Annotated in this window: 15 protein-coding genes; 3 read left to right on the top strand and 12 right to left on the bottom strand. The window is 54.8% G+C overall.

Annotation, left to right across the window (positions count from 1 at the left end; translation table 11 throughout):
- The 4 genes from KRAC_RS19280 to KRAC_RS19265 all read right to left on the bottom strand — a co-directional run bounded on the left by KRAC_RS19280 (position 1) and on the right by KRAC_RS19265 (position 7,876).
- On the bottom strand, positions 1–4,347 hold the full coding sequence (locus KRAC_RS19280; protein WP_007909868.1) for a TIGR02680 family protein: 4,347 nt from the start codon (positions 4,345–4,347) through the stop codon (positions 1–3).
- Between the two features lie 14 nt (positions 4,348–4,361).
- A complete protein-coding gene (locus tag KRAC_RS19275) occupies positions 4,362–5,744 on the bottom strand; it encodes a TIGR02678 family protein (RefSeq protein WP_007909867.1) in 1,383 nt (460 codons plus the stop codon).
- Positions 5,745–5,771: 27 nt separating this feature from the next.
- A complete protein-coding gene (locus tag KRAC_RS19270; protein WP_007909866.1) occupies positions 5,772–7,346 on the bottom strand; it encodes a DUF2397 domain-containing protein in 1,575 nt (524 codons plus the stop codon).
- Positions 7,347–7,435: 89 nt separating this feature from the next.
- Positions 7,436–7,876 (bottom strand): UPF0158 family protein, encoded by a 441-nt coding sequence (locus tag KRAC_RS19265; protein WP_007909865.1) that lies wholly within the window; start codon positions 7,874–7,876, stop codon positions 7,436–7,438.
- 687 nt (positions 7,877–8,563) lie between these two features.
- Between KRAC_RS19265 and KRAC_RS19260 the strand changes: the two genes are divergently transcribed.
- Positions 8,564–9,277, top strand: a complete 714-nt coding sequence (locus tag KRAC_RS19260; protein WP_007909864.1) for a DsbA family oxidoreductase — start codon at positions 8,564–8,566, stop codon at positions 9,275–9,277.
- A gap of 104 nt (positions 9,278–9,381) precedes the next feature.
- Here the strand turns inward: KRAC_RS19260 and KRAC_RS19255 are convergent, their stop codons facing one another.
- From KRAC_RS19255 to KRAC_RS19220, 8 genes are all read right to left on the bottom strand, one after another.
- Positions 9,382–9,792, bottom strand: a complete 411-nt coding sequence (locus KRAC_RS19255) for a nitroreductase family deazaflavin-dependent oxidoreductase (RefSeq protein WP_007909863.1) — start codon at positions 9,790–9,792, stop codon at positions 9,382–9,384.
- A gap of 403 nt (positions 9,793–10,195) precedes the next feature.
- The gene (locus tag KRAC_RS19250) at positions 10,196–11,278 is read right to left on the bottom strand and encodes a lactonase family protein (RefSeq protein ID WP_007909861.1); all 1,083 of its coding nucleotides are present in this window, start codon (positions 11,276–11,278) and stop codon (positions 10,196–10,198) included.
- A 109-nt stretch (positions 11,279–11,387) separates the two neighbouring features.
- Positions 11,388–11,945 (bottom strand): RNA-guided endonuclease InsQ/TnpB family protein, encoded by a 558-nt coding sequence (locus tag KRAC_RS19245; RefSeq protein ID WP_052568411.1) that lies wholly within the window; start codon positions 11,943–11,945, stop codon positions 11,388–11,390.
- Positions 11,938–13,734: a group II intron reverse transcriptase/maturase gene (ltrA, locus tag KRAC_RS19240; protein ID WP_007909860.1), complete on the bottom strand. Its 1,797-nt coding sequence runs from the start codon at positions 13,732–13,734 to the stop codon at positions 11,938–11,940. Before ltrA ends, KRAC_RS19245 begins: the two co-directional genes overlap by 8 nt.
- Before the next feature lie 582 nt (positions 13,735–14,316).
- Positions 14,317–15,009: an RNA-guided endonuclease InsQ/TnpB family protein gene (locus KRAC_RS19235; protein ID WP_075164315.1), complete on the bottom strand. Its 693-nt coding sequence runs from the start codon at positions 15,007–15,009 to the stop codon at positions 14,317–14,319.
- 2 nt (positions 15,010–15,011) lie between these two features.
- Complete coding sequence (locus KRAC_RS19230; protein WP_007909859.1) at positions 15,012–15,584, bottom strand: IS607 family transposase; 573 nt, start codon at positions 15,582–15,584, stop codon at positions 15,012–15,014.
- Between the two features lie 101 nt (positions 15,585–15,685).
- The gene (locus tag KRAC_RS19225) at positions 15,686–18,247 is read right to left on the bottom strand and encodes a serine/threonine-protein kinase (RefSeq protein ID WP_007909857.1); all 2,562 of its coding nucleotides are present in this window, start codon (positions 18,245–18,247) and stop codon (positions 15,686–15,688) included.
- 257 nt (positions 18,248–18,504) lie between these two features.
- Positions 18,505–19,755, bottom strand: a complete 1,251-nt coding sequence (locus KRAC_RS19220) for a hypothetical protein (RefSeq protein WP_040443878.1) — start codon at positions 19,753–19,755, stop codon at positions 18,505–18,507.
- 322 nt (positions 19,756–20,077) lie between these two features.
- Here KRAC_RS19220 and KRAC_RS79550 point away from each other — a divergent pair, with 322 nt between their 5' ends.
- A complete protein-coding gene (locus KRAC_RS79550) occupies positions 20,078–20,329 on the top strand; it encodes an excisionase family DNA-binding protein (RefSeq protein WP_075164314.1) in 252 nt (83 codons plus the stop codon).
- A 481-nt stretch (positions 20,330–20,810) separates the two neighbouring features.
- Complete coding sequence (locus KRAC_RS19215; protein ID WP_007909855.1) at positions 20,811–22,979, top strand: twin-arginine translocation signal domain-containing protein; 2,169 nt, start codon at positions 20,811–20,813, stop codon at positions 22,977–22,979.
- Positions 22,980–23,036 lie beyond the last annotated feature (57 nt).

Genomic DNA, 23,036 nt, shown 5'->3' with positions numbered 1-23,036 from the left:
TTATTCAGCCTGCATGCCTGTTTTATCACTCCAGAATGAGGCGGAGGCTGTGGCTATCGCTGAGCCTTTGTCGTGAATCATCAGGTAGCGCGCGCTGGCGGGAATTTTGGAGCCAGCGCCACTGACCTGTGGGCCAGTCATGATCCACTGGAAGCCCTGCGCTACCAGGAACTCCATGATGCGCTGGGTGTTGCTGGCACTTACTTTATCAAAGGCCTCGTCGAGCGCGAGGAGGCGAGGGGCGCCAGGGCTGGCGCTGCCATAGAGCGCGCCCAGCGCGGCGAAGAGCGGCACATAGAGCGCGAAGAGCTGTTCGGCACCGCTACGTGTGCCTGCCAGGCGGTCCGTCAGGCGTTGGCGCTGGCCCCCAATGGGCGTCACCCAGACGTCGAAGTGGAACCACTCGCGATAATCGAAGATCTGCTCCAGGGCCTCCATAAAGTTTAGATCGGGAGACTCTTGCTGGCGCAGGCGAACCGCCTCTATCTCGCGGCGGAATGCGTTCATCAAGGTGTCGCCCTCCTCGTCGGTGAGGGCCTGGGCTGGCTTGCGCAGGAGGCGATGCTGTTGTGCGAGCTGGCTGCCCAGGCGCGTCTGGTCGTACTCGGCGGGCGGCTTCCATTGCAGGGCGTAGTGCTCGCCAATCATAGGCAGGTTGCTGAGCACAGTGTTAATTTGCTGCACCCATTCCTCGGCCTCCAGAATATGCATGCGGATGGCCTCGGCGATCTCTTGTAGCAAGAAGTCCTCGAAGAGTTGGCGCTCCTGCTCATCGAGCAGGGTTCTCTGCATCTCAATGCGCTCGCTCAGGATCTTCAGTAGTTCGATAGGGCGGCTTTGGTTCTCATGGAGGAAATGCACACGCCCCTGCCTGTCGAGGTCTGGTCCATATTCGAGGAGTTGCGATTGCTCTTGATTGAATCTCCGCGCCAGGTCGTTATAGGCATCCCGGTACGCGTTTTCGAGTCGCTCTTTGCGTTGTGGAACCTCGCTCTCGGAGAGCGCGCCATCGAGCAGATGGTGCGCGGCGGCCAGCGCTTCAGTCTGGCTGGCGGCTAACAGCGCCTCTACCGGGTAGGCTGTCAGGAGCTCAAGGAAGCGGGCCTGTCTCTGTACACACTCTTCCTGGGCCTCCTGCAAGTGGGCCTCGATCTCTACGAGGTTGCCTGCGAGATTCTGATAGCGCTCGTCGGCACGGGTGTGTTTTTGCCGGGCCTCATCAAGCTCACCGGTGAGGCTGTCATCGCGCTCACGCAACACGCGTAGTCGTTCGCTAAGTTCCTCGGCATTCGCGAGCGAGGCCACACGCTGAAACTCTTCCATCTCAGCACGGGCCTGGAGCATCTGTTGGTGTACATGCTCATATAAGTGTGTGCTATTGACCTCGTTCGCCTGAGCCTGTTCCAGGGTTGCGCTGGCCCGCTGGTATTCTTCCCAGCTATGGGCGAGGCTCTGGAAGTGTGTTTGCAGCGAGTTGGCCTGGTTTTTGAGTTCAATAACGCTGAAGAGCGTGGCCTGGACGCGGCCAGCATCGCTGGCGAGTGCCGAAACGCCCTGGCTCTCGCGCTCAAGCTGCGCGGTGATGGTGTTATAACTTTGCCGCGCCTCTTGTGTGTGCTGGCGTGCCTTCTGATACCGGTCTCTGGCTGTGTTGAGTGTCTTCTGGGTCTGCACGAGTTCAAGGTAAACCTCTTCCAGGCCACTCTGGGGGAGTACCTTGCGTAACTGCGTTTGCTTCTCCTGTACCTGCTCAAGCTGTTGCTCATAGGCGAAGAGGCGGTTGGTGAACCATTGAAACTCCTCTTCGAGCTGGGCCTGCTGGCTCTCCAACGTTTCCAGCTCGCGCTGCCGTGTACGCAGGCGTGTCTTGCGCCCGATGTAGCGAGCCTGGCCTGGACCGGCGTGGCCACTCAGCAACCCATGTATCCACTGGCCGCTGCTCTCCATGCCGTATATATCACTGGAATGCAGCGTGGCGATGATGTCTGCGGTGAGCGTTTCCCACTGTCCAGTAGGCGCCTGGAGAGCGGTGTCAAAACACAGAATACCTCTTGTCTGCGATGCGTGTGTGCGCGGCTGCAAGCGCCTGAGATCGAGCCAGCAATCGCTGAGGTCTTCGCTGGCAAGGAGCGTGGCGGCGGCGTCTTGCTGGGAAGGCTGGACGACGAGCGCATTGAGCAGGCCCGCGTCCTCTAACGCGGACTCGATACGTCCCGTTTCCTGTTCGTCGCTGCCGGGGGCGAAGTCGAGCAGGGTGTAGAGCGGGAGGGCGGTGATGCCCTGTTCCGCTAGCCGGGTGCGGGCGCGTATATGCCTCTCTGCGTGCTCTGGCTGGTATTCTGGTTCAGCCTTTTTACGCTCATACAGCTCTTTTAGCACCTGGCGTTCGTGTGTCTTGCCGCCGATGAGGAGGTGCAATTCGTGCATCTCGTCCTGTACCTCGGCGGCGGCCTCACTCATCTCGCGCTCAAGGCGTGCGATGGTCTGGTGGTAGCCGCTGAGCAGGGCCGCGAAGCGCTCGACCAGCGTGCCTTCCTGAGCCTCATCGCTCTCCAGGAGGAGCTCTATCTCATCTGCTGGGAATGTTGCTACTGAAGCTGTGTCATCATTAAGCTTGAACGTCTCAAGGGCCTGCTCAACCTGCTGTTGTGCCTGGCGGGAGCTGTCGTGGAGCGCCTGGAGATGGCTGCGTACCTCGTCAAGCTCTTGAAAGCGTGTCGTCTCAAGCTGACGTGCGTTCTGCACTTTGTTATCCAGTTGTGTGCGTTGCTGGTGCAGGGCTTCAAGGCGCTGGAGCCAGGCTATACGTTCCTCGGCAGTTGCGCCGAGAAGCGTGGTCACGCCGGAGGGAATTTCGGGCGCGAAGGATGCATTTGTTGCAAAGGCCTTCACCTGCGCGATAGCGCTCTCGATTTGGATCGCGGCAGCCTCCCAGAGCGCCTTCTCGGCGGCGAGGGTATGCAGTGTACGCAACTGGGCCGCGCTCTCATCCTTCATCCGGCTGAAGCGTGTCTGCTGGCGTTGGACGCTTTGTTCGCTGGCGTTGCTGGCATGGCGCGCGGCGTCGAGGCTCTGTTGTTGCAGGTTCATCTGTGCGGTCGCGGCCTGGACGCGCTGGCGTACCGCGGCAAGCTGGGTTGCCACCTGGAGACCTTCGCTTGCTTCTAGCGCCCTGATCTGCCCGTGGATTTGTTGCTGCTCCTCTTGTAGCAATTGTGAACGCTGCCTGGCCTCCGTGCGCTCTTTATCGGCGCGTTCCAGGGAGCGACGAAGGTTGCTCGCCCGGCTCTGGGCCGCGTCCTCGACTAACTGTGCCCCCTCATATTCGCAGGCCGCCAGTTGTGCGCGGACGCTGGCGAGATGCTGAAGCGAGCGGTGAAGGCGCTCGGCGGCGTCATAGGATTGCTGGACGCGCTCAATCTCGCTCTGGATGGAGTCGATGCGTTCGATGGTACCGATGACGCGCGAAGTGGTTTCGCTGGAGATCTTGCGCAGCGACATTTTTAGATAGTCGTGGACGCGCGAGAAGTTGAGCTCGGTGCTCAGATTTGGGCGGCGCAGGATGAGCAGGAGATTGATCAGCTTCTCGAAATCCTTGCTATCGTGAAAGCCGAAGAGGTAGCGGGCGACCTGGCGCTCGTATTCAGCCTGCGTCTCGCAGATGATGCCATGCCCTTCGAGCAGTTGTTTGAAGCGCAGGTGGTCATAGGCGCGCTTCTCGCCTTTATTTTTCGTGTCATAGATAGTATCGAGCTCGTAGCCGAGGCGTGAGCCATCGGTAATCAGGAAGCGCAGTGCGCGAATGCGCTCGGTGGTGTTGGCGTTGCCAGAGATGCTCAAGCCGATGGTGAGGAAGCGTGTGCTTGTCCGGTCACCGTTCTCCCAGCGTTGGCGTAGTTCGTCGGCGATGGGTGGTCTATCGTTATCGCACCATTCAAATTCCAGGGCGATATAGGCGGTGCGGCGCTCGTGCTGGTAGGGGGTGGCTGAATTGCTGTCGCCAAGTACATAGTATTCGATGCGGCGTTCGCGACCACCAAAGGTATCGAGGCGGTTGGGGCGCAGGTCGCCCTCAAGCGCGAGCGGGAGCGCGGCGGTCAGCACTGTGGATTTGCCGCTGGCATTTTCGCCCGCCAGAAAGAGGCGACCATGCGGGACTTCAAATTCCTGGCGTCCATAGAGCCAGAAATTGGTCAGGATGATGCGGCGCAAGCGATAGCCCTCGGGACCGCCTGCTTGTGCCTGGAGGGTCTCGACAAAGCGTGTGACCTGGTTTGTAAGCGCATCTTCCGAGTTCTCATCGAGCGTCGCTGTCCATTCGGTGAGCTGGTCGAATGTTTCTTGCATAAATCTCTCTTCTCTTACTCCAATCCGGGTAGGGTCGTGGAACGTGTTTTTTGGGCGCGCTTCGAGCTGGCTTTTGCGCGCCCGCGAGTGCTTGTCGTGGCCTCTGGGCCTGGCTTCTCATAGGTGGCGGCATAGCGGGCGGCGGTTGGCAGGATAAGCAGTTGCCCTTCCTCGTCGGGGCCGCGTAGCAGGCCGACCTGGCGCATCTTCTTGTACACATCTTGCAGTAGCACGCGTGAGCTTTTGCTGCGAGCCTCGTTGCCCCAGTTCTCGCCACATTGTTCGCGTACACTATACAGGAGCGCGCTCATATCTTCGACGGAGACATGCAGGCAACCAAAGGCATCGGGCGGGGACCACGCGCTGATCTCGACCTGCTTGCGGATAGCCTGGCAGAGCAGGAGCGTAATCTGATCATTGGTGCCATAGAGGGAAAAGGGGGCGATAGGCCCCAGGGCCATGCCACTCGCGCGTACGACACAGGCATAATCACGCTGGATATCCAGCAGCCAGCCAAAGGTATCAAGAAGCTCATTGGCAACGCTGTCGGCGTGCGTAAGCAGCTCGGCGAAGGCGGAGGGGTCATCGAAGCGGAAGAGCGTGGGGCCGAGCAGAAGTGTCCGCCAGGCGCGTACGAGGGCGGGCGACCTTGTCATATCCGTGAGTAAGGCTGGTTGGAGCGCCGTAGCTGGATCGGACAGGTGTGCTGCCGTGCTCTCAACGGTCTGTGGATTGAGCGCGGCCACCAGTGAGCGTGCCACAGGCGTAAACTCGTACAGGACATCGGCATTTCCGGCCTGCTCCACCCATTCCCGTGTCTGTCCATCGACGAGTTGTAGTCCTCCCAGCTCCTCCAGGTAGTGGAGCGCGCGCTGCATGCTATAACGGTCGGCTGTCCTGCGAAAATCGAATGGCTCTTCACCATCGAGCCCGAGAGCCGACTGTTCCTGAACCTGCTCGGCCAGTTGCGAAAGCAGAAATTGTAGCTCATTGCCGCGACCCGTCAATTGCCGGTTCTCCGAGTACCAGAGCAGCCAGGTTAAGCAAGCAAAATCCTTTGGCTCCTTCAGCCGTTCGTAGAGATAGCCAGGAGTGAGGGCGTTGAGATGGCGCTCCAGGCGGATCACACTGCTATTGCGCTGAATGCGCCAGCCTGTATGCTGATCATGCCATGCCTGCAAGGTATAGTAGTGATGTTGTACCAGGCGGAACAGGTCGCCTTGATGGGAGTGAATAACCTCTTTCTCCATCAACGTCACGTGTGCCTTGAGCAGATCCGCCGTCATGGTTGCCCGGCGAATGCGGTGATTTACCACGTTGGCGGGGTGTTGTTCTCCCTGGGCTGGCTCTATGCCTTCGCCTATCGGGATGTCTTGCTGAACTTCAGTCTCTTGCATGCTCTCTATCCTGTGTGGGTGCTTGCTTTATACCAGCTTTCTCTGCGCCTGCAGTACACTTGCTTGTTGGCGTGACAGACGATAGCGTGGGAGGAACAGGGTACCATCGTCGGCGTGGAGAAGCGTGTAGATCCGCTCGTCTGGATTCAATAGTGTAATGATGGAGCTATCGAGGGCGCGATACTGATGGGAGGTATGCCCCTGGCAGGCATCAATGATCTCGGTGAGCACAGTGCGGTCATCCACGCTCACATGGGTAAGCGCGCCAAGGTCCAGTGTATCGGTGGCGAAGAGATGGGCAATGCGTGCTCGCTGTTCTTGTAGCCGTGTCTCATGCTGTATCACGAGATCACGGATAATGGTCTGGTTATCGATGATGGGATCTTCCAGGGCTGGATTGCCGCGAAAGCTGCGATTCACCGGCCGCAAGTAGAGGGTCACGGCAGGAGCCTCTTGCCAGACGTTGGGCTGCTGGGAATCATAGGTCGCGCTTGGGTCACCAGCGAAGCTCTCAGGCAGGTGGACTGGCAGGTGATTGGCGAAGGCGACAGAGAACAATTGCTGGGCTGTCTCGCCATCGCGGGTCGTGAGCAAATGTCGTGCCAGTGTATCCAGGTGCGTGGCGTAGTTGGCGTTGGGACGAGCGCTTGCAGCCAGTGTCGAAGCGCGCCGCACGACCTTATCAACCTCGGCGAGGGCGTTGCGGCGGAAGGAATCGGCGTTCTTCCCCTCGGCGAACCAGTTTTGCAAGGCCTCGACCTGGTTGCTGGCCTCCTGCCGCAACTCTTCGGGGGCACGCCTGCTCTCGGCGGTCGGCGTGGGCGGCTCAAGGTAGCGGGCAACAATATCGATCAGTGCTGATTGTTTACCCGTTGCTCTCCACATAGAGAGCTGCTCGCGGATGCGTCTGCTATATTGGGTTAAGGCCTGAGCAAAGCCATGCACGTAGGCGACAACCGCCGACTTATAGAGCTGAAATGCTTCCAGGTCAGGGCGAGCCTGTTGAGCGGCACTGATCATCGTCGCAAGATATTGCGCGGCCTCGCGTGCCATCGTGTTCCAGACCTCAAAGGCGCGTTGCCATTCCTCTGCGAGCTCGCGTCCACGGGTTGAGTCCAGATCCAGGCCAGAGCTTTGCAGGGCGTCATCGATAGACTGGAGAGAGGCCCACAGGCGCGGAAGATCGCCCTGGCGCAGCGAACCTCTGGCGGCGCTGGCACGATGTTGCTCATCGAGAAATGTCTCGATGGCGATAGCCTCGGGCGTGGCCTGGTAGAGCAGGGCGGGTGAGAGGAAGCTGGCGATAGAGGAGGCGCGACTGGAGTCGTAGATGGTCGTTATATTGCCCCACTCTTTCAGTGCCACCAGGTCATTCTGGCATTGTTCAAGTGTATATTCAGGATCGAAGGCGGCACGGACTGCGTCACGAATCTCCTGTATCGTGAGCTGATAGCTATAAAACTCACGATGCTGTTGGAGGAAGGTGCGCATAATTGTGCGATACCAGCGAATGCGATTGGAACTGACAAGATAGCTAAAGATCGGCAAGCGATCTGTGATATTAAATGCGGGAGAAGTGGGAAGACCTTCAGTCGTATTCATTGGCTCCAAACTCTTCTATCTATCTCTGGCTCTATTGCCCCATTTCGGCTATTCTATCACACATGTCTATGCATATCCAGCACAATCTTTTACTGCTCAAATATGTCCTTGAGCCATGTCTCCACTGCTTCGTTGATCCGCTGCTCCCTCCAGTCATACCAGGCTTGCTGCCACTTGCTTCCCCTTGTCGCTAACACATCTTTAAAGCGCCTGAACGCGCCTTTCCCACTCAAAGCAATGGCTAAATTTTCGGCGGCACGTTCGTCTTTGGGTGCGACTATCTCATCCACGAAATCGGCCATCCATTGATAGGCCTCAGAGGAGGGGATACGGTCAATGCGCTCATAGTCGTTGCTTCCATCGACCTCTGCCGCCATTTTTTCTTGCTCTTCCTCATCGTCATCTTCTGACCAGAAGAGCACTTCGCCCGTGACCTTGTTGAGGTAATACATATGACTCAGGTCGCTATCTTCTATTGCTACTTCCAGCATATCCATATCGATGGGTTTGCCATTGGGAAGGATTGCCATAGCTGAGATCTCCTCCTGCTATTTTTTGCTGTTCTACATGTGCGAAATGCTAGGCACAATTGCAATTTGCGGATATCACATGTGTCTATATGTGGGATGGGGTCTTGAAGGTGATTTGAAACGTGTGATTATGGCGATGTCTACTACATGGGGAAATCCTGCCAAAAATGTTAAAGCCGAGATGCTGCCCGATATCTGGTAAGCACTCGGCTTTAACTCATTTCTCTCAGTCGTGAAAGTTTAAGAGACACTGCAGAGAAATGCATCTTTGTTGGCGGTGTTTCTTGCGCAACTTTCATTGGCGCAAACCACATAGCAAAGACGGCCTTCCAATATTGACGCGTCTCTTTATTGGGACATTATTAGTATAGACCCAGATTTGCTTTTTTGCAAACACTGCAGTATGTATTCAAGGGCTGTCTGCCAAGTTTCTTCTGGCTCTTGCCCCGGCTCGCGCAGCGAGCCTTGGAGTAAAGAAGGTGTGTGTGGGAAACGGCAAAGCCGTTTCCCACACACACCTTCTTTACTCCTGAGTGCCGCAGGCACGAAGGTTCTTCGGGGAAGATTTTTTCGCTGGCGATTGTTCTTATATGGCAGAGTACGCTATTTATAGAGCAATGTTATTATGAAGCGCGTCACCCTGCTCACATTCGGGGGCGCGCACAAGAATAAGGGAGAGAACCATCCATGAAGGTTGAAATCTGGTCCGATGTTGCCTGCCCCTGGTGCTACATTGGGAAGCGACACTTTGAGGCCGCGCTGGCAGAGTTTCCACAGCGCGAGCAGGTTGATATTATCTGGCGCAGCTATCAGCTTGACCCCAACGCCCCCCGCGACTCGAAGCAAACAACAGGCGAGGCCCTCGCGAAGAAGTTTGGTGGACCCGAGAAGGTAAAGGTTATGAACGAGCGCGTGACACAGGTCGCCGCCGAAGCTGGTCTGGAGTATCATCTAGACACTGCCATCTACGACAACACCTTTGACGCGCACCGCCTGATCCATTTCGCGGCTCACAAGAACCTCCAGGATGAGGCCAAAGAGCGCTTGCTCAAAGCGCACTTTACCGAGGGCGCGGCGGTCTCCGACATTAATGAGCTTGTGCGCCTGGGGACCGAGATTGGTCTCGATGCCGATGAGCTGCAGGGGGCGCTTGAGAGCGATGCCTATGCCGACGAGGTAAAGGCGGACTTCCAGCGTGGCAGTATGTTTGGCATTCAGGGTGTTCCTTTCTTCGCCATTGATGAGAAGTATGGGGTCTCCGGCGCGCAGCCGAGCCAGGTATTTGCGGAGGTGCTCATGAAGGCGTGGTCCGAGTCCCATCCACTTATCAATCTCAGCGGAAGCACGCAGGACGCGGGCGTCTGTGAAGGCGACAATTGCGCCATTCCCCAGAACGACTAAGAGCTTAAGAGGAGGCATGGGCTTTGTATAAAGATCGCGCAAAAGCCCATGCCTTCCTTCACGAGTGGATAGTGGCAAGTATTCTCAACATGCTTTTGCTGCGATTAGATGCGCTCGAGCAGGAAAACGGGGATCTCGCGGGCGGTCTTCTTCTGATATTCGCCGTAAGGGGGAAAGACCGAGATTGCCTTCGCGAAGGCCTGCGCCCGCTCATCGCCACTGAGCAACCTGGCCCTGGCAGGAAACTTCTCACTTCCAACCTCAACCGTGATATTGGAATGTGCCATGAGATTGTGATACCATAGAGGATGCTTCGGTGAGCCTCCCTTGGAGGCGACCGCAAGATAGGTATCCCCATAAGGAACTGACATTAACGGATAGATACGCTCCTGGCCTGATTTCGCCCCCTTTGTTGTAATGAGGATCAAAGGTGCCCAACCTGGGACCTTTCCACTATTAGCGCGAAATTCCTCGACAACTTTTTGATTGCGCTCAATGAACTCAGTATCATTCATGCTCTGTATCTCCTTATCTATCTCCTGGATATTGGATTTCCTCTCCCCATTTTAACACGTGCCCATTTGCTCGATCTGCCCATCAGGAAGAAAGAGTGGTTCAGGTCTCACGCGAGCCTTCCCCATGAACAATGTGCAATATAGGATTAGACCATAACACGCCCTGGGCAACCTCTCGCGCTCCGAACATTGGCTGGTCAACCTCTCCAGCGCGGACGGCAATTACTCAAACGGGAGCGTGACCAATACCATGAGCATCCTGTCACCTGAAACCAATACCATTGTCACCACGTTTGCTACTTATAAGACCTCGATGCTCTATCTTTCGGGTCCCCTCGCCATCGCGGGCTGGACACAACTTTAACCAGGAGATATTACAACAAATCGGCCAAACTCGCATAATCTAGCTCTTTCTGCTCACAAATTGTATGCACGAGGCCCCTGGAATGGCAACTCTGACCACGGGTTCTCCGAGGGCTTGTTCGCTCTCTACTACGGGGAGGACCGTGATCTCGCCGCTATACTGGTTCGCGACCAGCAAGAACCGCCCGTTGGGCGTGATGGCGAAGTTGCGCGGCCAATCGCCGCCCGTGGGCGCAGTTGCCAGGCGCGGCCACTCTCCATCTGGGGCAACGGCAAAAGCTGCGATACTATTATGGCCTCGATTCGAGACATAGAGCCATTCGCCTGAGGGGGCAAAGTGAATATCGGCAACCGCACTCTCAGGGGTGCCTGGCGGTAGCGTTTCGAGTACCTGGCGTGCTTCGAGGTGACAGTCTTCCACGGTGTAGTCGTAGATGACTACGGTGTTGTCTAATTCGCATGCGACCGCGAGCTGTGGATATTGGGGATGAAAAGCCATATGGCGAGGACCGGCTCCAGGCCGGGCGTGAACCTGTGCGTGCGCTTTGAGAGTTCCTTTAACAGGATCAAAGGCATAGATGACAAGCTGATCAATTCCCAGGTCTGCCACGATCAGAAAGCGGTTATCAGGCGTAAAGGTCGCCGAGTGCGCATGTGGACCCTCCTGTCGCTCTGGATTTGGCCCGCTCCCATGGTGTTGGATATGCTCGCTCATTGCGCCAAGACTGCCGTCATCCTGAATGGGAAAGACAGCGACCGTTCCGCTGCCATAGTTGGATACGACCAGCCACTTGCCGCTGGCATCCAGCGCCAGGTGACAGGGCCAGTTGCCACCACTGGCCTGGCTGTTCAAGAGGGGCGAAGTCGCCTGCGCGCCGATATTGTCCAGTGCCAGCCCCCAGACCGAGCCGGCCTTGCCATCTACCTGTTCACTTTGTTCGCTTACCGCATAGAGCCAGCGCCGGTTGGGGTGAGCGAGAATAAAGGATGGATGCACAATGCCAGCAGAGGACCCTTTGGCCATCAATGCTCCAGTTGTCGTGTCAAAGGTAAAGGCATGAATGCCGGTTGCATCGGCAGTGGCATAGCTGCCAACATAGACTGTATAGTGGGAATTCGTCATTTGATGCTCCTAAGCAGTGGATGTGCGAAAGCGCGTTATGTCATCACAGGCGGCGTGCTTTCTAAGAAAGTATTATGTCACAGTTCACCTAAACAATGACAAGCATTGCTCAGTATGTAGGAGCACCTACTGGACGGACTGCCACGCCCTCTATCCCCTGCCCGAAGGATTCAGGGATTGCTTTTCGAATGATATTGAGACTGCCATTCACATCCGCATTGATGTGCCTCCCCGTGTTCGTACGGAACAAACCTCGTTTGACTCGCTTGCCCACATAGCGCTCATGATGGCAGATGGGTTCAAGGTCAAGAAAGCTGCACTTGCTGGTGTGGCTTTCTTCTTGGGGGATGACGCGTATGCCAACCAACTCAGCCTTGTAGATCAGCATGTCAATAAAACGCGCAAAGGGGAGTTGCACAAACTGCTGATTGGTCCTGCGCCCCATGTTCGCTTCTTGCTTCCATCCATCATTTTTGCCAATGACCAGCGTTCCGATGCCTTCCTCGACCAACCGTTCTATGATGCGATGGCTTTGCGTATGTAAGTAGTGGTCGATCTTGCATGTACGCTTATTCGTCAGGCGTTCTAAGCGAGGGGAGGTAAAGCGCTCGTGCTTGCTCAGATGGCTTTGGAGTCGTGAGCGTTCTTTGTTGTTAAAACTAAGCATGAGTGTCACCACTCCTACTCGTCTTCAAAACCGTGCTTGACAGTTTCCCGTCACACGGCTCCTCAGTAACATGGCCTTTGTCGTAGGTACCGTTGGCCTTTTTCGAGTGGCGCTCGTCGTGGCAATGACGATGGAGAGCGAACTTGTTGCTCAATTCCTCTCCGCCTCCTTCACTTTTCGGGGTAATGTGATCGATCTCTATGAGGTCTTCATCTTTGAAGTACAGTCCACACCAACGGCATTTTCCCTCTTGCTTCTGTAAAAGTTTTGCTTTAACTCCGTTAAGAAGCGGGTGTTTCTTGAGTCGCTGGCTCCAGTAAAGAAGATTTCCGTCATATGGGCTGGCAGTTCCTTTCACTTTTACATGACGCCGGATGTATGTTTGTTGGTGGTTTCGTAGTTGTAGGTCGGGGGTTCGGAAGATCCATCCCTTTCCTTCATCCACTTTCCAATACTTTTGCATAATCCAGTGTCGATTTTTGTTTGGGTGCCTGCGATTCGCCCATCTTTCCAGTTGTCGAAAAAGTACCATGTCGCAGTGCTTGAATGCCCTTCTTGCACAGATGCTTCGGTAGTAGTTTGCCCATCCGTAAATGACCGGGTTCAACTCTTTAATGAGCTTTTCCTGTTTCATGCTCCGGTGCTCTGCTACCAGACGATGCGTTTCTTTCACATGGTGCGCAATCGCTTCCTTACTGGGTCTGATGAGTGTCTTGAAGCCAAGTGGTTGACCATTAGGCCGCTTTCCGGTGTGTGTTTTCCCCATCGGATACTGGCGTATGGTGAAACCAAGGAAATCAAATCCCGTTTTTCCCTGATATTCCATCAAGGTGTGCGTGATCCGTGTCTTGCTCGGCTTGAGTTCTAGTCCAATGCGCTGTAACCATTCCGAAAGGATTTCTTTTGCTTTTTCGACGCCTTCGAGCTTGGGATGGAAAACCACCAGATCATCGGCGTAGCGGACAAATTTGGGTCGTCCCTCCTTCCACCGGTAGACCGCTATCAAGTCCGTTTCCATACCATGAAGCGCGATATTCATAAGTAATGGTGAGATGACTCCCCCCTGCGGGGTTCCTTTCCGGGTCTCGTCAAATATGCCATTATCAATGATTCCCGCTTTGAGCCAAGCTTTCACAAGCAGCCTTACTGCGGGATAGGTGTCGAGTTTGGCGAGAAGTGCCTGATGATCAATATGATCAAATGCTCCTTTAATATCGGCATCCAGGACATACTTTGCCTGTGTGCAGATATTGGTGTGAATGGTTTGAATTGCATCATGACAGGAACGTCCAGGGCGGAAACCAAAGCTATTGGGTTCAAATTTGGCTTCCCATTGTGGCTCTAAAGCGAACTTTACGAGGCACTGGTGCGAGCGATCTCGCATGATGGGAATCCCCAAGGGTCTTTTCTCATCCTTTCCAGGCTTGGGAATATAGATCCTTCGCACTGGTTGGGGTTTGTATTGAGACCATTGCTTGGGGTGGATTTGTTCAGCCAGAGTGAAACGCTGGGCCGGTTTGACTGATTTTACTCCGTCAATGCCTGCTGTGCGTTTTCCCTGGTTGTCTTGGGTCACTCGTCGAACCGCTAAAAGCCTTGTCGCTCTGGATTTCATCAGAAGTTTCTGTAGTTTGTGGACTGCTCTTGTGTTGCCACGGCTCTCGGCTTTGAAGATGCGCTTTTGTAGGCGGTAAACATGCTGCTCGAGCTTGCGCCAGGGCAGTTTGTTCCAACTTTCACTCTCAGGGTCAGGTGGTAGCTTGATCTTGGGTGCCTTCGTTTTCACCATACTACTCGTTTCTCTTCATTCCATGTTACCGTGCCTACGTCAGCATATCCTGGGCATTACCCCAGGCATTGGCTTTTTAGGCAATCCTTCTCGGAGGCAGCTTGCGGATGGTTTCCTGCTCATCGTATCGACCTCCAATGAGAGCGTACCTTCGAGTTACTCCGTTCCGATTATCTGTTTTGCGCTGCCGTAGGTTTGTGCTATCCACCGGGTACGCTAGTGAGTGAGGCAGGGTATCACTACACTACCCTTTCACTTTCTCCATTGTTTCGCAGATTGGTACCTTACCTTTTGGTCAAGTCTATCAGCCTGTTTGACTTGTTCAACCTAACGATGGTTCCGTTGCACATTCGCGTTATTCATTCTGTTGAATGAACTACTAACCATAGCCGCCTGACTCGGAGATGGGTCTGCTTCAGACTAGCAGTTTCCTCTCCTGGATACCCGCTTTACGGATTGAGGACCAGTCGCTACCGTAGGGCATCGTCTTTCCGTGCTCACTTCACAGGTGAGGAATTGCACCTCACGTCAGATAATCAGTTATCAAGACATTGATCAATGTCTTGCCAGCCTTCCCCTTACTTATCCAGCAAGTTTCGGCTGAACGGATCGCACGTAGCACTGATTGATACTTTTCAGGGGACGCCCGTTAACAAGCACAGGCTCAAAGCCTGCTTTGTTTGAAGTTAGCGTCGCCAAATTGTTCAACCCAATATCAATACCAGCCACAAGCAAAGGGTCAACGACAGCCGGTTTTGGCTCCTGCTCATAGACAATCTCTATCACATAGAAGCCATTGCGAGGAACCATGCGAACTTGATTGACGTGAGGATGTTTGGTCGGAATTTCAAGACCGAGTTGTGATGGGGCCACCATTCCTTTCTTGAGGGCCTTTTTTGAGATGGCCTGAATATCATAGACGAGAATGTTTCGCCCTTTGTGTTTGTGTTTGTATTTTGGCAACTTGGGGCGACCTAAGAACTTTGAAGGGTCTTCAAACCACGCTGCAAGCCCTTTGCGAAATGCCTTCCAGTTCTTCTCAAGCAAACGCAAAACATCATTGCTTACCTTACGCGGCAAGGCTTTGTAGGCATCAGTGTGCTTGACCAGATGATAGACCTCTGCATATCCCAGGTACTTTCCAGTCTGAATGAACGCCTGGCGCATGTGATAGTTTGCCAGATTGTAGAGGTTCTTGGAAGCAAAGGACGCAGCATCGATGGCAGCATAGCGCACATCGCCTTGATGAATGAAATGACGTTCGACCAGTTGCATCCTTACTCGTCCTTTGCTTCTAATTCCCTGACCATTTTCTCTGTCTTGCGTTTAGCACGGCGTTGCCCATACATCCGTGCGGTGAACGAATACAAGATAGCCGTCAAATCAGCCATCAAGTCTTCTTTATCATCCTCTGCTTGATTCACAACCTCAATAGTTCGCCCTTGGATCGCTAAAAGCATTTCAAGGTAGTGAAATCCAAAGCGCGTCAGACGATCACGGTGCTCAACCACAATGCGGGTAATGCTGGTATCCTTCAGAAGAGAGAGCAACTTGGGATGACTGTCGTTGACCCCTGAAGCAATCTCTTTGACACTCAGGCTGATTTGATAGCCTTTTGCAGCACAATAGGAACTCAAGCGTTCAACTTGTCGTTCTAGGTTGTCTTTACGCTCCCTCGTCGAAACACGAGCGTAAATGGCTATCTTTTCGGCCTGAGTAGTTGGCTCTTCTGGAGTGACAAGAATCGTTCCAGAAGGGGCTTGGTAGCCCTTGATTTGACCAGCTTGCCACCAACGAAACGCCGTTCGGTAACTAATGCCTTGTTGTTTTGCGTATTGACTCAAATTCATACAACAAATGTACTATAAATGGCTACATTTGTCAATATATGGCATCATTTCTTGCGAACGGTTTCTCACACCACCTGGCTGCTTTGTGCAATCTCTACCGGTTACTTGCCTTCGCTCTGTTGCTCTACCAATGCATGCGACGATGTCATCAGTTGCTCGGCCTGCTGATGCGCTGCCAGCGCTCGATCAGGATCTCCGAGCATCTCATAGACCTGCTCCAATTGTCTCCAGGCCTCCATATCTTTAGGGCTGGCGGCCAGGTAGTTTTGATAATCCGCTATGGCCTCAGTAAGATGCGCGAGTTCTCGTTGACTCTGTGCTCGGGTCAAGTAGGCTTCAGCAAGTTCTTCATCCAACGTGAGCGCCTGGGTGCAGTCGGCAATGGCCTGTGCATAATTGTGTGCTTGATACGAGGCTGTGGCGCGTGTCTGCCAGTTGGCAGCATCATCTGGGTTTCTTTCGATCAACTGGCTAAAAGCCTGGTAGGCCCTGTCATTCTGACCAATTGCCAGAAAAACGTTTCCGCGTGTCTGCCAGGGGAGATAGTGCTCGGGATCAAGCGCGCTGGCTCTGCGACAATCGACGAGCGCGCTATTATAGTGCTTCATCTCCAGGTTGCACAGAGCGCGCATGGCGTAGGCAAAGGCGTTATGGGGATTGAATTTAAGTGCTCTGCTATATTGCTGGTGCGCTGAGACAAAACGGTCGTTATACGCGGAACACGATGCCAGTTGAAACCAGGCTTCGGAGAGCGTTGGATGGCGCTGGATGACGCGCAGCAACATGTCTCGAACCAGGTCGTTTCCCCCCAGCTTGAGAAGCAGCGAGGTGAACTCAGACCAGTACTTTGCATTTGTCGGATCGAGTGCAAACGCTTTCTCAAACTCCACCAGCGCCTGCTCATATTGCTGCAAGGTATACAACAGCAGGGCGCGCTCATGATAGGCACGCGTGTAGGTTGGACGAACCTTCGCTGCTTGCGAAAGCTCTTCTAACGCACGTGAGTAATCCCCGAGTTTGATAGATATGCAACCAAGAAGATACCAGCCATCAGCAGATGCCGGCTCCAGTTCCAACGCTCGGGTAAAAGCGATACGGGCCTGCTCATACTCTTCGAGATCATAGGAAATCCCACCCAGCGCGACCCAGGTGTGAGTATCATGCGGGTTTATTTCCTGTGCGTGCCTGATGCAGGCCAGCGCCTCTTCATGTCTGCCAAGTTTATGCAATAACATTGCCTGCTCGTTGTACGCGAGAACCAGGGTTGGCTCTAGTTCCAGGGCCTGCTGGATATTGTCCTGCGCCTTCTGGAATTCGCCAAGTTCACGGTAGACTCCAGCCTGATTGGCATACGCGAGGGCGAAACGTGGGAAAAGCGTAATGGCCTGCTGAAAGTCCGCGAGCGCCGCCTGGAACTGCTCCAACCTTTGATAGGCATAGCCGCGATTATTATACATAACCGCGTCCGCATCATCACGTTCAAGGATGTGGGTCTGGTTGGCGATGGCCTGCTCAAATTGTTCCAACTTGTGATAGACCAGGGCGCGATATTTATACGCGACTTGTAGGTCGGGAGCGAACTCAACCACATGATTTAGATCTTCTAGCGCCGCGGCGTAGTCTTTGAGCTCATATTTGATCAGAGCCCGGTGGGCATAGGCCTCGTAGAAACGGGGATTGAGCGCTAGCGCACGACTACAGGTCTCTTTGGCCTCTTCGTAGCGTTTGGCGTCATGGAGCACCAGCGCCTGGTCGGCCCAAAGCTGGGCACTGGCTTCCTGCGCCCAGTCAATGGGCAGGGCATAAAAATCAGCTTTGGCCTGGCTGGCTTCTTCCAGGGCATCTGCGAAGGCCATGACGTTGGGATAACGCTCATCGGGGTTTATCGCCAGGGCTCGCATGATTACCGCTTCGGCGCCAGCAGGCAGATCGGGAATCTGGTCGCCCAATGGTAGGGGCGGCGTTGCTCCCTGGAAATACGCGGCAAACTGGTGGGTCGAGCCATAAAAAGGAAAGTTGCCGCTTAGCCAGTTGTAGACGGTCACGCCAAGGGCATATTGATCGCTGTTGGGGATCGGAGACCCGAAGAACTGCTCAGGTGCCATATAGTATAGAGTGCCGGAGAAGCGGTAGGGATCATCGGGATCACCGTCACCCTTGTGCGTAAGCGCCGCCAGCCCAAAGTCACTGAGCAAGATTTCCTCGTTGACCCCGAACAGCATATTTTGTGGCTTCACATCACGATGAATTACTCCCAGTTCATGAGCGTAATGCAGTGCTGACGCGACCTGGCGCACGCGTGAGACAATCAGGGCCAGCGGGAAAATTACCCCTAGAGGATAACGCCGCGCAAAGGCTCCATAGGAGCAGTACTCCATCGCCACATACGGTGTTTCTCCCTCCAACTGGCCATCCAGCACATGCACAATATGGGTGTGTTGCATTTGTTGCAATATGCGGAATTCCTGCTGAAAAGCTGCGACAGCCTCTGCATAGGCTTCTTTCTCTTCCTCGTCGTCATCAGAGAAAGTATGGAGTACTTTGAGAGCGACCTGAGTCTGCTTTGTGGTATGTTCCGCGAGAAATACCTTCCCAAAGCCGCCTGAACCAATCTGGCGTTTGAGGCGATAGGGGCCGATCTGAGAAGCAATGGCCGTGAGCATTCTGTATCCTCCACAACGCTGCTTAAGGCAGGAACGTTCCTGCCTGGTTTTTATCGTTATATGCAGAAACATTGTAAGGTTGATTTAGAAAACTCGTCAAGAGCTGTTTGCCCTCTTGCCAGGCCTGGCATCTCTTCTCATCACAAGCAAGACTGATTTTGAATCGATAGAAGTGCTTGCGAAGCAGCCTTTTTTCTAAGGCATGAAAGATCTAGACTGAGGCCTCTCCGGCATACATGCACGGAGGTTCCTGTTCCTCACCCACCGTTTCCGGCCTCTCCCGAAGGAGAAACCGGCTCTTGGTGGAGATAGGCAGGACTTTTCAGCCGACGCGCTCTGGCACGGGCAGCTTTGCCAGAAGCCGACACGCCCATGCTTCGGGGGAATGGCTCCCCTTCATTCGCACGTTGTTGCAGATCCTCCATCACGGCTCGCAGGCGCGGCTCCGCACCTTCCCAGACAGGCTGGGTGATGGAGGGTGTTGTTTGCTCAGGTTCCAGGTGGGCAATCAGGAAGGCCGAATACAGATCACGTTGCACTGGTCCCAACCCGCACTCACAACGGTGCCAACGCTGTGATCGTGGCTTCTTGTGATACTGCCCCGACTTCTGGCAGTACTGAGACAGTTTGGTCTGGTAGGCTGAAACTTCGCGCAGGGTGCCGCCAGTTTTTGCAACTATGCGAGTCAAATGCGCTAGAAACATCCCTGGTGCGCGAAGTCCGATGCTCCGACCATACTGCTTCTGCCATCCTTTGAACGAGGTTTTCTCTATGGTGATCGTGGTGCCCACCGAAGCGATGCGATGAGCCAGGTGTCCATGCAGACTCTTGCGGTGAGCAGCCAGCCGTCTTTCGGTCGTGGCGTGTTGTCTCCTGGTCGCCTGGTATCGCTTACTCTCCCTCCATTTGAGACGACCCTTGCCCTTTTTGACACGGCCCTTTTCGTCGTAATTGTTGGGATTCGTGGCGCGTCTTTGCCGGTCCATCTTGCGCTGCAACCGGCGTTTTTTGCTGGCATTGGGGGAAAGCTCCTGGCAGAACGTGACCAGGTCCGCCTTTGCTCGACGAGGGACAAGAGCGAGGGTCGATGGGCCAATATCCAGGCCAATCGTGTCTTTGCCTCCCTCCTCATGCTTCGGTTTGACGAAGGCATGGCCCTCTAAAACCAATTGCACGGAATAACGATTGCTGTCTTTATCGGCTCCCTGTGCCTGTGGTGAGGAAGCTTTGCGGCGAACCAGGCGCACATACTTGATGGGGTGGCGCATGCCATGCTGCACCACCGGGTCTCCCCAGTCGATGATGGCTGGGATGACCTCTTGGTTCCAGATCAGGAAGCCGCCATCGCCCGCATTGGGATCACATACGAAGCGCATGCCGACATCGTTGCGTTTGCCCTCCACGCTATCGATGCCACGTCCCTTGCTGCGGAAGCGTACTCGTGTGGCTTTCCCAACACAGACCCGGTTGACCGCCTGATAGGCGCGAGTCGCAAGGGTTTGAGCCATCGTGCTCTCGATGTGATCAGCGATCCACGAGACACGGGCACGCTTGGCATACTCGTGTAGCTCGTATTCGGAGAAGTGATACTTCTTACGTAAGGCAGAAAAAGCCTGAGCGCGTTGCTGTTTGTGCGAGCGTGGGAGAGCCCGCGCCTTGTTCCATGCAGAGGATCATTGCGCATGCATCGGAGCCGCTTCATGGCTTCAGCAAGCAGAGCGTTGTAGAGGCACCGAGCCGCTTCCAGGTGCGCACGTACATGGTGTTCCTGGCTCCAATCGATCTGGAGAGGGAGTTCGAGAAGAAAGGTCGGTGTCGCGGGCTCGCTTCATGATGTGCGTTGCCTTCCAATGCAGAATATCTCTTCAGAAAGAGAGGGGATTACTGCCCGTCCCTCGTGTCTTTCTCCACGTTCACATGCCTACACAGCTATTCCAGTTGAGCAGGCTTCTTCCGGTCACTCGACGATGTACCGTTCGGAAATGGATTCGTGAGAAGCAACTCCGCGCTCTTCAGGTAGGTCGAAGAGGAGGATACCGGATCCGGCGCTCTGACTTCCATGAGCTTCGCGCGCAAGCGTGAGACAATACAAGACGATAATCGTTCTTCATCCTGTGGAGAACACAGTGCGAAAGAAGAGCGATGCTTCCTCTCCACCCAACCAGCCCGAAAGGAACGCCCATTCATCCCCGCCTTAGAAAGAGCGGGGCTTTCTGGGCCGTTCTCTGTAAATCTCACCGCTACGAGATCTTGTATGGTGGTATAGATATATTGACCTTATGCTTAGAAGCATGGTATTCTCTCTCTAGAGGTTATTTGGCATGCTGTGAGCGAAACGCCAGGTGAACAAGTACGCATGAAGCGGAAAGGCCTCCAGGCAAGAGCTTGCTAACAGAGAATGCCGCGTTTGCTAGATATTTCAAGGAGGAAATATGTCTATTCCTTTCACAAAAATTCCCCTTTGTTTCCGTTCCCCTCTTTCTTTTCGCTGGTGACACCTTCCCAGTCCCTCAAGACGCGGGACTTCCAGGTTTATTTCTCGCCTTTCATGGAGGAAAGTACGATGAGAGTTTCTCGACGACGTTTCCTGGCTGGCTCTGCCATTGTGGTAGGTTCTCTGGGCCTATTACCCGAGGTCATGGGCTCGCATACCACATATGCTGCCTCTGCCCCTATCGGCCAGACGATCTGGCTCCAGACAACAAATAACAACAGTTATGTGAGTGCGCGCATCAATCAGACGAATGCTCCCTTGCAGGCCACAGCAACCCAGGTCCAGGCCTGGGAGGAGTTTGATGTCGTTGATGCTGGCAACGGTCTTATTGCTTTGCGCGCACACGCCAACAATAATTATGTGAGTGCGCGCATCAGTCAGACGAATGTTCCCTTGCAGGCTACCGCAACTCAAGTGCAAGGGTGGGAGCAATTTAGCTGGTTGCCGCAGAGCAATGGAACGATTGCTTTACAGTCGGCGGCCAATGGTAACTATGTGAGTGCGCGCACTGATCAGACCAATACACCTCTAGATGCCAACATAACGCAGATTCAGGGGTGGGAACAGTTCCGCTGGGGACTGGTCAGCGGACCCGGGACGCCGAATTTTGGTCCCAATGTGTATGTTTTTGATCCCACGATGTCCAGTGCAACGATTCAAAACACCTTGACGTCGGTCTTCAATCAACAGCAGAGTAATCAATTTGGCACGAATCGCTATGCCTTCCTCTTCAAGCCGGGCGTCTACAACGTTGATGTCAACCTTGGCTTCTATACGCAGGCGCTGGGGCTTGGCTATCTGCCCGACGATGTGACGATCAATGGCGCGGTTCATGTCTCAGCCGCCTGGATGCAGGGGAACGCCACCCTGAACTTTTGGCGCGGGGCCGAGAACATGGCCGTGATTCCTCCCACGGGCACCAACGTCTGGGCGGTGTCGCAGGCCGCGCCTTTCCGCCGCATGGATGTGCATGGAAACATGCAACTGGATGACGGTGGCTGGTCTAGTGGTGGCTTCCTGGCTGATACGAATGTCACGGGCCAGGTCAACTCGGGTTCGCAACAGCAGTGGCTGTCCAGGAATGACCAGTTGGGGAGCTGGACTGGCTCCAACTGGAACATGGTCTTCGTTGGGGTCAACGGCGCACCGGGACAAAGCTTTCCTCATCCACCATACACCGTAGTTGGCCAGGCACCTGTAATACGAGAAAAGCCGTTTCTGTATATCGATCAGTCCGGCAACTACCAGGTCTTTGTTCCCACGCTGCGGACCAACGCCCAGGGGACAAGCTGGGCGAGTGGGTCGCCAGCCGGAACATCCATCCCCCTCAGTCAGTTCTATATTGCCCAGCCAGGCGATACCTCGACGACGCTCAATAACGCGCTCTCGCAGGGGTTAAACCTGCTCTTCACGCCCGGCATCTATTCCCTCAGCAATACAATTCAGGTGACGCGTGCGAACACGGTGGTCCTTGGCCTAGGCCTGGCCACGCTGCAACCGCAAAATGGGATCATCCCTATGACCGTCGCCGATGTCGATGGCGTCTCGATCGCGGGCCTGCTCTTTGACGCGGGCTCGGCCAACTCGCCAGTTCTGTTGCAAGTTGGCCCGAGTGGATCTTCACAGAGTCACGCGGCCAACCCAACGCTGCTGAGCGATGTCTTCTTCAGGATTGGCGGCGCCGCAGCCGGGCGGGCCACTCAGAGCCTGGTGATCAACAGTAATGATGTCATTCTCGATGACCTCTGGCTCTGGCGCGCGGACCATGGCAACGCCAATAGCGTTGGTTGGACCATCAATACCGCCGCCAATGGCCTGATTGTCAATGGCAATAACGTGACCGCGTATGGCCTGTTCGTCGAGCATTATCAGCAGTACCAGGTCATCTGGAACGGTAACGGTGGCCGTACCTACTTCTTCCAGAACGAACTCCCCTACGATCCACCCAATCAAGCAGCCTGGATGAACGGCAGTACCAACGGCTTCGCGGCCTACAAGGTGGCGAATGCCGTTACCAGCCACCAGGCATGGGGATTGGGCAGCTACTGCTACTTCAATGTGAATCCTGGCGTGGTCGAGGATCATTCCTTTGAGGTTCCCACTACCTCCGGGGTCCAGTTCCACGATATGGTCACCGTCTCGCTGGGCGGAACCGGCACGATTACTCACATTATCAACACGACTGGCGGTCCATCGAACTCCAGCACCAATGTCGCTGACCAGGTCAGCTACCCCTAAGCTGGTTCGCATAGGCTCAACATTCGCTATCCGGGGTGATATCACGCCGGATAGCGA

Source organism: Ktedonobacter racemifer DSM 44963, assembly GCF_000178855.1.
Lineage (GTDB): Bacteria > Chloroflexota > Ktedonobacteria > Ktedonobacterales > Ktedonobacteraceae > Ktedonobacter > Ktedonobacter racemifer.
Note: the sequence above shows the minus strand (reverse complement) of the source record. Positions and strands in the feature narration are given on the sequence as shown.

Excerpts from the sequence above, each read along its gene's own strand:
- KRAC_RS19280 (WP_007909868.1), bottom strand. The coding sequence starts at position 4,347 with ATGCAAGAAACATTCGACCAGCTCACCGAATGGACAGCGACGCTCGAT.
- KRAC_RS19275 (WP_007909867.1), bottom strand. The coding sequence starts at position 5,744 with ATGCAAGAGACTGAAGTTCAGCAAGACATCCCGATAGGCGAAGGCATA.
- KRAC_RS19270 (WP_007909866.1), bottom strand. The coding sequence starts at position 7,346 with ATGAATACGACTGAAGGTCTTCCCACTTCTCCCGCATTTAATATCACA.
- KRAC_RS19265 (WP_007909865.1), bottom strand. The coding sequence starts at position 7,876 with ATGGCAATCCTTCCCAATGGCAAACCCATCGATATGGATATGCTGGAA.
- KRAC_RS19260 (WP_007909864.1), top strand. The coding sequence starts at position 8,564 with ATGAAGGTTGAAATCTGGTCCGATGTTGCCTGCCCCTGGTGCTACATT.
- KRAC_RS19255 (WP_007909863.1), bottom strand. The coding sequence starts at position 9,792 with ATGAATGATACTGAGTTCATTGAGCGCAATCAAAAAGTTGTCGAGGAA.
- KRAC_RS19250 (WP_007909861.1), bottom strand. The coding sequence starts at position 11,278 with ATGACGAATTCCCACTATACAGTCTATGTTGGCAGCTATGCCACTGCC.
- KRAC_RS19245 (WP_052568411.1), bottom strand. The coding sequence starts at position 11,945 with ATGCTTAGTTTTAACAACAAAGAACGCTCACGACTCCAAAGCCATCTG.
- ltrA (WP_007909860.1), bottom strand. The coding sequence starts at position 13,734 with ATGGTGAAAACGAAGGCACCCAAGATCAAGCTACCACCTGACCCTGAG.
- KRAC_RS19235 (WP_075164315.1), bottom strand. The coding sequence starts at position 15,009 with ATGCAACTGGTCGAACGTCATTTCATTCATCAAGGCGATGTGCGCTAT.
- KRAC_RS19230 (WP_007909859.1), bottom strand. The coding sequence starts at position 15,584 with ATGAATTTGAGTCAATACGCAAAACAACAAGGCATTAGTTACCGAACG.
- KRAC_RS19225 (WP_007909857.1), bottom strand. The coding sequence starts at position 18,247 with ATGCTCACGGCCATTGCTTCTCAGATCGGCCCCTATCGCCTCAAACGC.
- KRAC_RS19220 (WP_040443878.1), bottom strand. The coding sequence starts at position 19,755 with ATGGCTCAAACCCTTGCGACTCGCGCCTATCAGGCGGTCAACCGGGTC.
- KRAC_RS79550 (WP_075164314.1), top strand. The coding sequence starts at position 20,078 with ATGATGTGCGTTGCCTTCCAATGCAGAATATCTCTTCAGAAAGAGAGG.
- KRAC_RS19215 (WP_007909855.1), top strand. The coding sequence starts at position 20,811 with ATGAGAGTTTCTCGACGACGTTTCCTGGCTGGCTCTGCCATTGTGGTA.